Genomic DNA, 7,907 nt, shown 5'->3' with positions numbered 1-7,907 from the left:
AGCAGCAGCCCGACACCGGCGAAGAGCAGCAGCCCGACACCGGCGAAGAGCAGCAGCCCGATACCGGCGAAGAGCAGCAGCCCGACACCGGCGAAGAGCAGCAGCCCGACACCGGCGAAGAGCAGCAGCCCGACACCGGCGAAGAGCAGCAGCCCGATACCGGCGAAGAGCAGCAGCCCGATACCGGCGAAGAGCAGCAGCCCGATACCGGCGAAGAAGAACAGGCGCCAGTTGCGGCCCTTCCCGGTAATCTGATCGACATAAGCGAACAGGATGGTCGCGGACGCATTGGCTTGCTGGAGGAATATCAGAATTCCGGGCAGATTTGCTTCTCGGTCGCGGTTGCTCGGGACGAAGGTGATACCGGTGCTGAGCGGCTTGCCTGGAATCCCTCGAACTTCGGTCTCAAGGTGAACAAAAAAGGCGATCTGGTCGCTAAGGTCGACAACAACGATGGCGGGTTCCGCGATGGGTTCAAGATCAAGGATATTGGCCTGAACGACGGCGAAACTCATCAGGTGACCCTGATGGTTGATCAGGAATCTGATCGCCTTCAGGTATCGGTCGACGGCGTTCTGGTGCTTGATGAAACCGAAACGGATTTCGACTTCGTTGGTGGCCGGGAAAAGGGTTGGTTCCTTGGTGACAGTGTCGACGCTTTTGCAATCGAAGATGCAGTGCAGTTCGTTGATGGGTCGCTGGATCAGTACTACGATTTGTTCGCATAACGGCGAAAATAGTCAAAAAAACAGGTGATTGATCACCGCGACATGGGCGGGTTCCGGGCTTCGGAACCCGCCCATGCTTTTTCTGGCCAAGCGCGTTGTCAGCTTGCAAACCTTGGTGCAAGCGTTCTTAATGTGCTGTTCTCATTTACCTGAAAAGCCGATCACACAGGCGCGCCCGCTCTTAATAACAGGGTGCAAACTGAAACTTGATGGCGACCGGAAACTTTTCAAACCTGACATATTGAGGCAATCTCTCCGGTGTACGGGCGACCAATTTCAGGCCCGTGCAACAGCGGCGCGCCACCAACGTGTCGTGGCCTGATGATAGATTGAGAAAGATAGTTTGTATCGTAACATGATCGCGCACCAACACTCACACGAACTGAGGTATGGGAAACAGCCTCGCTTTTCGATTTCAATTACGGGATGTCTGAAATGAATTCTGAGGGAATGCCAATGCACTCAAAAAGCTATCAAGCGTATATGAACAGCCCGTATAGCAGCAGCAAACATTCAACTTACTTTGACGTTTACGATACGCTTTTTGCTCCTTACGCAGGGAAGAATATCACATTCATTGAAATCGGGGTGCTGAGTGGCGGCTCTTTGTTCATGTGGCGTGAGTTCTTCGGGCCTGAGGCGCGAATAATTGGTGTTGAACTGAACCCTGACGCGAAGCGTTGGGAGGAAGAAGGCTTTGAAATTTACATAGGCAGCCAAAGCGATCCCGCCTTTCTGGAAAAGATCGCAAAGGAAGTCGGTGACATCGATATCGTTCTGGATGATGGGGGGCATACCTACGAACAGCAAATCGTCACCACCGAATGTCTGTTGCCGCATATCAAGGACGGTGGGCTGCTTGTGGTCGAAGATACCCACACATCGTATATGGAAGGTTTCGGGCTCAAGCACCGGTCATTCATCAAATATGCCATGAATATGGTTGATCGCATCAACCATCGGTTTTCCCAGATAATATCAGATTCCTCTGAAAAGAGGGTTTGGGGAATTCGGTTTTTCGAATCCTTTGTTGTGTTCGAAGTGAACAGGAAAGCAACTGCCGTTGTATCCGTTCCGACGGGTAACGGCGGGAAGGATCTACAGGCAAAAGATTACAGACATGCGGATAATCAAGCCTACGAAAACTTGTTGAAAGCATCAAAGGGCATGGCCGCGCTCAAGGTGATTCCGGGAATGCGGTCACTGGCCAGACTGGCGAGGGCTGTCATATCGCTCCCTTCCAACATGAAGCGCGCCCGCAAGCTGAAGGGATATTTTTGACCGGAGGCCAAGTGTGTCGTCCGGTCAGCTCATGACACGTTTGTGGACCGAGTCCCGGGCTGGCCGATTCTTCGGTCGTTCCCGTTGTGCACGGCAAGAGGCCGGTGGTCGAGTTGGAGGCGGAAAAGAAAATCGCGCAGCCAGTCTCAAAGGGCTTTTAGAAACTGAACTTAGGATATCGGAGAATTAGTGCTAAGGTTTTGAGTGTGTGTAAAAGTGATACGTCGGTTGTTTAGATTTTTTTCAACTTCCTGTGTTTCAAACAATCCGCCAGGGCGGGCTCGGAAAAATATGGGTGCCGCGCTGATGGCGATTGGCGTGGCATTTTTAGGCATTGTATTCATTACTGAATTGTTCGGCGGGAACCTCAGAGAGTGGTTTCTGGCAAGTGTCGGAGTGTCTTTATTAGTTTTTGGTGTCTTGCTGATTCAGACCACAATGGCATTCGCGCTTTCGGTTTTCCTGCTGTTGTTGGGGAACTCTGCCCAACTCTATGTTTCTGTTCCACTTTGGTACAACGAGCTGATTTTTCTCCCTCAGTCCCCGGTTCAACTCGCGATGTATATTCTGATCGCGATGCAACTGCTTGGTTCCTGGGTGATTGTTTCGCGCCATTATGGTGAGGCGAAAATCGGCAGGATTCTGTCAAGCCTGGGGATAATTCGGCTAACGGTCTTTGTCTTGTTGAGCGCCGGATTCTCTGTCTCGATACTGAACTTTCTGCGGCTGGGGGAGTTACAGGAATATTTTGTGCAGATCGGACTGTACTCATTGGTACTGGTGGCGAATTTCACGACGGTATGCGCAATCGCCATTTGCCTGCCCGGCAATCGCAACCTGCGCCTTCTGGACTATTTGCTGGATGTCCGTTTGCAAGCGCTGTTCACATTTTTTGCAAGCGCTGTTTTGTGTTGGTTTTCGTTTGAGAGGATCGCGCATGTTTCCGACGAAGTATCGTATATGTTTCAGGCGCAGACCTATGCCGGCGGCGCTCTTTGGGTCGAGGCGCTGCCACCGGAAGTCAGGCCAGCCTTCGATCATTTCCAGATTTCATCACATGACGGCCGATGGTTTTCCGTGTTGGCTCCGGGTTGGCCGGCGGTGCTCTCGGTTGGTGTGTTGGCTGGGATTCCGTGGCTGATAAATCCGTTGATGGGCGCAGTCCTAGTTATGTTGACGTATGCGATAGCCAGTGAGCTGTTCGAAGACCGCTACGCCCGGTTGAGTAGTTTTCTGGTTGCAACTTCGCCGTGGGTTATCGCCATGTCGGCAAGCCTGATGACACATCCGATTGTCTGTGTTCTGGTGTTACTTGCATGGCGCTTGCTGTTAAGTGCGTATCGGCGTGCCGCTGGAATGTCCTGGCTTCTTGCGCTTTGCGCGGGGGCTTCCATGGGGTGGGTCTTTCTGACCCGGCCTCTTGATGGGCTGGCTGTGGGGATTTCCACTGGGATTGTTCTGATTGCCGGGCTCGGACGCGCGCGCTACCTGACCGTGCTTTTACCCTATTGTGCGGGGTGCGCACTCATCGGGGGGTTAGTGTTTCCATACAATTACTTGATGACAGGCGATCCGCTGGCGGCGCCAATGGCAGAGTATTTTGAACAAACCTGGGTCAGGGAAGGGTTTGCGAACCGGCTTGGGTTTGGGCCAGAGATCGGACCACCCTCTGGTTTTGGGGAAATGGAACTGATTACGCCAGGCCATTCAGTTTACGAGGCATCAATCAACACGCTGAACAACTTCAACTCTTTGCATACCGATTTGTTCGGCTGGGGTATTGGATCATTAGCCTTCTTTTGGTTTTTTTGGATATGGAGTCGGCCGGCCCGCGCGGATTATGCGATGGCCGTACTTTTGACAGCAGTTTTCACGGCCTACTTTTTCTATTGGTTTTCTGGTAGTTACTTTATTGGCCCCAGATACTGGTATGTCGGGCTCTTGCCTCTTGTGTATTTCACAGTTCGTGGGCTGCAGGAGATTTCAGAACGGTTGAAGCAATTTGAAATCGACAATGGCGGAACGGGGCTGCTTTGGTGCGTGGTCATATTGTCTCTTGTTAGCGCGACCGTCTTCCTGAGCTATCGCGGGGCAACGCGGTACCATCACCATCGCGGGTACCATGGGCACTTTCGAAATCTGCAGTTGACCTCGGCAAACAACGAACCGGCTCCGCTTGTATTTTATTCCGAAGGTGTAGGTAATCACGGTTCGGCAATATTTTTGAACGACCCGTTTCTTTCTCCCGACCGGCCAGTGTTTGCCAAAGATCTGGGAGAGGACAGCAACCAGGCAGTCATGTCCGCATTTCCCGACCGACCGGTCTTGCATGTAACTCATGAAGATCTCGGATTTCCAAGTCCCTATTAGGAGGCTTAACATGCACGGTAGTCAGACAGAGAGAATTTCTGTTCAACTGGAGGGGACGCCAGGAAAAAGAGTGTTTCCCGCCCTGCTGACAGAACCTGTGGAGAATGAAAATGACTCCTGAGTTCCACCCCCGATCGACAGCCAAAGCTTCCGATATTTTTATTGCGCAAAAAGAGAATCTGGTCTCGTTCATATTGATTTCCGAAGGAAATGCCACTGAGGATATTTCAGCTCTCAAAATGGTGTCCGATTATATCGTGCGAAAATTTGAATTCGCAGAAATCCTGCTTTTGGCTGCCGCGCCGGGCGCCGCCTGGTTGAGAAAAATCAAAGAGAATGTGAGCGGTGTGGAGAACTTGCGCTGCATAGTTTTTCAGAACAGGCACCAGTATGATGAATTGATTTACCAGGGTCTCTCTCTGTCTATAGGAGATATTATCTATTGCGACGCAACGCAGTCGGTCTCCATCCAGTCCATAGAAACGCTTCTTGACGAATGCCTAAACGGAAATTTTGAGATCGTGAAATCGGTTTCGCCGGTAACCAAAGGCTATTTCCCAAGCCGTATGATACTGAAATGCATTCAACTCTCTCTGTTTGCGTTTCTGGGCAGGCAGATAGAAACCGATGTGTTGCGGGCACTCTGCCTTAGCCGGTCGGCCGCCGCCCGTATCACTGAGGGGGGCGGACTCTTTCGATATTTCCGCCTGGTGACGCTCAGTGACCAATTCCGTGAGGCGCGCATTTCAACCTCGGAGGATCATGATCTCCGGCGTCTTGATGCGCTAAGGCGAAAGACACAAATAGTTGCCTATCTTGTTTCAACAGCAGCACCCAGATTGCTGGTCGGCGTTGCGCTGTTCACCATGGTTCTCTGCCTGTTCAGCCTGTCCTACACGATCTATGCATTGTTCGTCTGGGTGTTGCTGGATGACGTTTCCGCCGGGTGGACCTCTTTGTCATTGGTCCTGTCCGTATTGTTTGCAGCCAATTTTGGCGTTCTGGCGGCGATGTCGATTGGCATGCTGCGATTGCTTCGATCCTCCCAGTCCCGGGTGGGGGAGACACCTGCACTGGAAATAAACAATTCGGATTTATTTGCGCAGGCATCCAACCTCAATATCGAAATCGTGGATAACGGAAAATAAAGATGCGGGCACTCATTGGTTACTCCGGATTTGTGGGTTCAAATATTGACGGGAATGAAATTGACGCCCGGTACAACTCAAAAAATATTCATGAGGCACGAGGAAAGCATTTTTCCGAGGTTTTTTGCGCCGGAGTTCAGGCCGTTAAATGGTGGTCAAATAAGAATCCGAAGGAAGATTGGGAGGGGATTGAAAATCTTCTGAATGTTCTGGCGGATGTCGAGGCAGAGCGTTTCGTTTTGATTTCTACGGTGGACGTATACAAGAATGCGGAAAACGTGAATGAAAACAGCGCGATATCGACGGATGGGTTACATCCTTACGGGCTTCACAGGTACCGGGTTGAAGAGTTTGTCAAAGACAGATTTGGGGAAAAGGCGGTTATCATACGCTTGCCGGGGCTGTTTGGGAGAGGTCTTAAAAAGAACCTGATATTTGATTTGCTGGAAAACCGGGATGTTTCCGGATTGCATGCGAAGTCCACATTTCAGTTTTACGATCTGAGGCGTCTCCGTAGTGACATGGCGACTATTTTGTCGTCCGGGCACCCCTTGATAAACATCGCGACAGAGCCGGTTTCGGTGGCGGAAGTTTTTGAATGCATCACTGGTGAAAAAGTCCGGGAAATGACGTCTGGTGAACCGGTCCGGTACGACATGCAGACTGCATATGCGGCGCTGTGGGGCCGGTCCGGGGTGTATCTGGAAAATTCAATGGAAACGCTCGGCCGGATTCGGGATTTTTCCCGGGATTGGAAAGCTTAATGCAGCTTGCGTTCTCAAATATTGCCTGGAATGTGGATGAAGACGCATTAGTTTCGGATGTTCTTGCGAAAACGGGGATCACAGCCATCGAGGTCGCTCCGGCTCGCTTGCACCACGCACCTTTGGCTGCAACTCCCCGGGAAATTCAGAGTTTACGGGAACATTGGGCTGCCGCCGGATTGCCGATACGCAGTATGCAGGCCTTGCTTTACGGTCGCCATGACCTGCATTTGTTCGGCACCGATGATCAAAGGCGGGAACTGACGGACTATCTTAGGCAAATTATTGGTTTTGCCAGCGGATTGGGAGCCGGTCCGCTGGTTTTCGGATCTCCGAAGAACAGGCTTAAAGGGCAACTCAGCTTCTCCGAAGCATGCGCTTTGGCAGTCCCTGTTTTTCGCGAAGTAGGTGAAATTGCTGCGCATGCCGGCACAGTATTCTGCATTGAAGCCAATGCGTTGGACTATGGTTGCGATTTCATGGTCAATCTTGAGGAGGCTGCCGAGGTCGTGAGGCAGGTCGATCACCCCGCTGTGGGCCTCGTTGTAGACACGGGTAACATGGCAATGGCGGGAGACACCGAGAGCGAGATCGCCAAACACGCGCACCTGATCCGGCATTTGCATCTTAGCCGACCTCATCTTGCCCCTCTCGACGAGAAGGATCCGTTTCCGGGCCGCGTGCTGGCTGCTGTTCAGAGCGCAGGGTATTCCGGGATAGCGACCGTTGAAATGCGCCGACCTGAAAAAGACACTGGCGCTGTCATTTCGCGCTGTGCTGAACTTGCGCAATATTGGTTGGCTCAATCATGACCAAGCTGCATTCAGACTGGGAGATACCTGAACACCAGACAGTGCTGTTTGGTCCCAGAAAAAGCCGGTACGTCGTGATTATCCCGGTCATAAACGAAGGAGAGCGCATCCATGCGCAGCTGGGAAAGATGCAGGCATCGGGCTTGCTGGCTGAATACGACACCGTGTTGGCCGATGGCGGCTCGACGGATGGCTCAACCGACGAAAAGATGCTGGCCGAATTGGGGATGCGTGCGCTGCTGATCAAGACTGCAGCGGGGAAACTGTCGGCACAGCTACGCATGGCATACGCATGGGCCTTGCTGGAAGGGTATGAGGGCATCATTACCATTGACGGAAACGACAAAGACTCGGTCGAGAGTATTCCGGAATTTTCTGCGGCCCTCGATGGCGGGGTTGATTATGCGCAGGCGTCCAGGTTTCTCAGGCAGGGCAAGGGAATAAACACCCCCATATTGCGGTTGATGGCAATCAGGCTAATTCATGCGCCGGTTTTGTCTTTGGCGGCCCGTCACTGGCTGACGGACACAACTCAGGGGTTTCGGGCCTACAGCCGGAGATACTTGACGGACCCGCGCGTTGCCCCGTTTCGCGATGTGTTTCAAGACTATGAGCTGTTGGCATATCTTTCTGTGCGCGCCTCTCAGCTTGATATGAAGGTCAAAGAGATTCCGACCACCCGAAGCTATCCAAAAGGCCAGAAAGTTCCCACGAAGATCTCAAGCGTCAAAGGGTACCGGGATCTGTTGGTTGTTCTTTGGCGCACTTTGACGCGCCAGTACCACCCTAGGAATTGAGGTGCGC

The 7,907-nt window shown here is 52.2% G+C and carries 7 protein-coding genes; all 7 read left to right on the top strand.

All coding sequences use genetic code 11. The annotated features are described in order from the left end of the window. Nucleotides 1–728 (top strand): hypothetical protein (locus ACR0D6_RS20795; protein WP_480766943.1); only part of this gene is annotated, 728 nt, incomplete at its 5' end. Nucleotides 729–1,154: 426 nt separating this feature from the next. Further along, nucleotides 1,155–2,009: a class I SAM-dependent methyltransferase gene (locus ACR0D6_RS20790; protein ID WP_480766942.1), complete on the top strand. Its 855-nt coding sequence runs from the start codon at nt 1,155–1,157 to the stop codon at nt 2,007–2,009. A gap of 291 nt (nt 2,010–2,300) precedes the next feature. Continuing rightward, complete coding sequence (locus ACR0D6_RS20785) at nt 2,301–4,379, top strand: glycosyltransferase family 39 protein (RefSeq protein WP_480766941.1); 2,079 nt, start codon at nt 2,301–2,303, stop codon at nt 4,377–4,379. A 110-nt stretch (nt 4,380–4,489) separates the two neighbouring features. Continuing rightward, nucleotides 4,490–5,527 carry a hypothetical protein gene (locus ACR0D6_RS20780; protein WP_480766940.1) on the top strand — a complete coding sequence of 346 codons (1,038 nt, stop codon included), beginning with the start codon at nt 4,490–4,492 and terminating at the stop codon, nt 5,525–5,527. A gap of 2 nt (nt 5,528–5,529) precedes the next feature. Then, nucleotides 5,530–6,291, top strand: coding sequence for an NAD-dependent epimerase/dehydratase family protein (locus ACR0D6_RS20775; protein ID WP_170656529.1), 762 nt, complete (start codon nt 5,530–5,532; stop codon nt 6,289–6,291). Then, nucleotides 6,291–7,103, top strand: a complete 813-nt coding sequence (locus ACR0D6_RS20770; RefSeq protein WP_480766939.1) for a sugar phosphate isomerase/epimerase family protein — start codon at nt 6,291–6,293, stop codon at nt 7,101–7,103. Before ACR0D6_RS20775 ends, ACR0D6_RS20770 begins: the two co-directional genes overlap by 1 nt. Beyond that, nucleotides 7,100–7,900 (top strand): glycosyltransferase family 2 protein, encoded by an 801-nt coding sequence (locus tag ACR0D6_RS20765; protein ID WP_480732100.1) that lies wholly within the window; start codon nt 7,100–7,102, stop codon nt 7,898–7,900. Before ACR0D6_RS20770 ends, ACR0D6_RS20765 begins: the two co-directional genes overlap by 4 nt. Nucleotides 7,901–7,907 lie beyond the last annotated feature (7 nt).

It is taken from the genome of Ruegeria sp. BJ6 (assembly GCF_056537885.1).
This window is presented reverse-complemented; position numbering and strand designations above follow the sequence as displayed.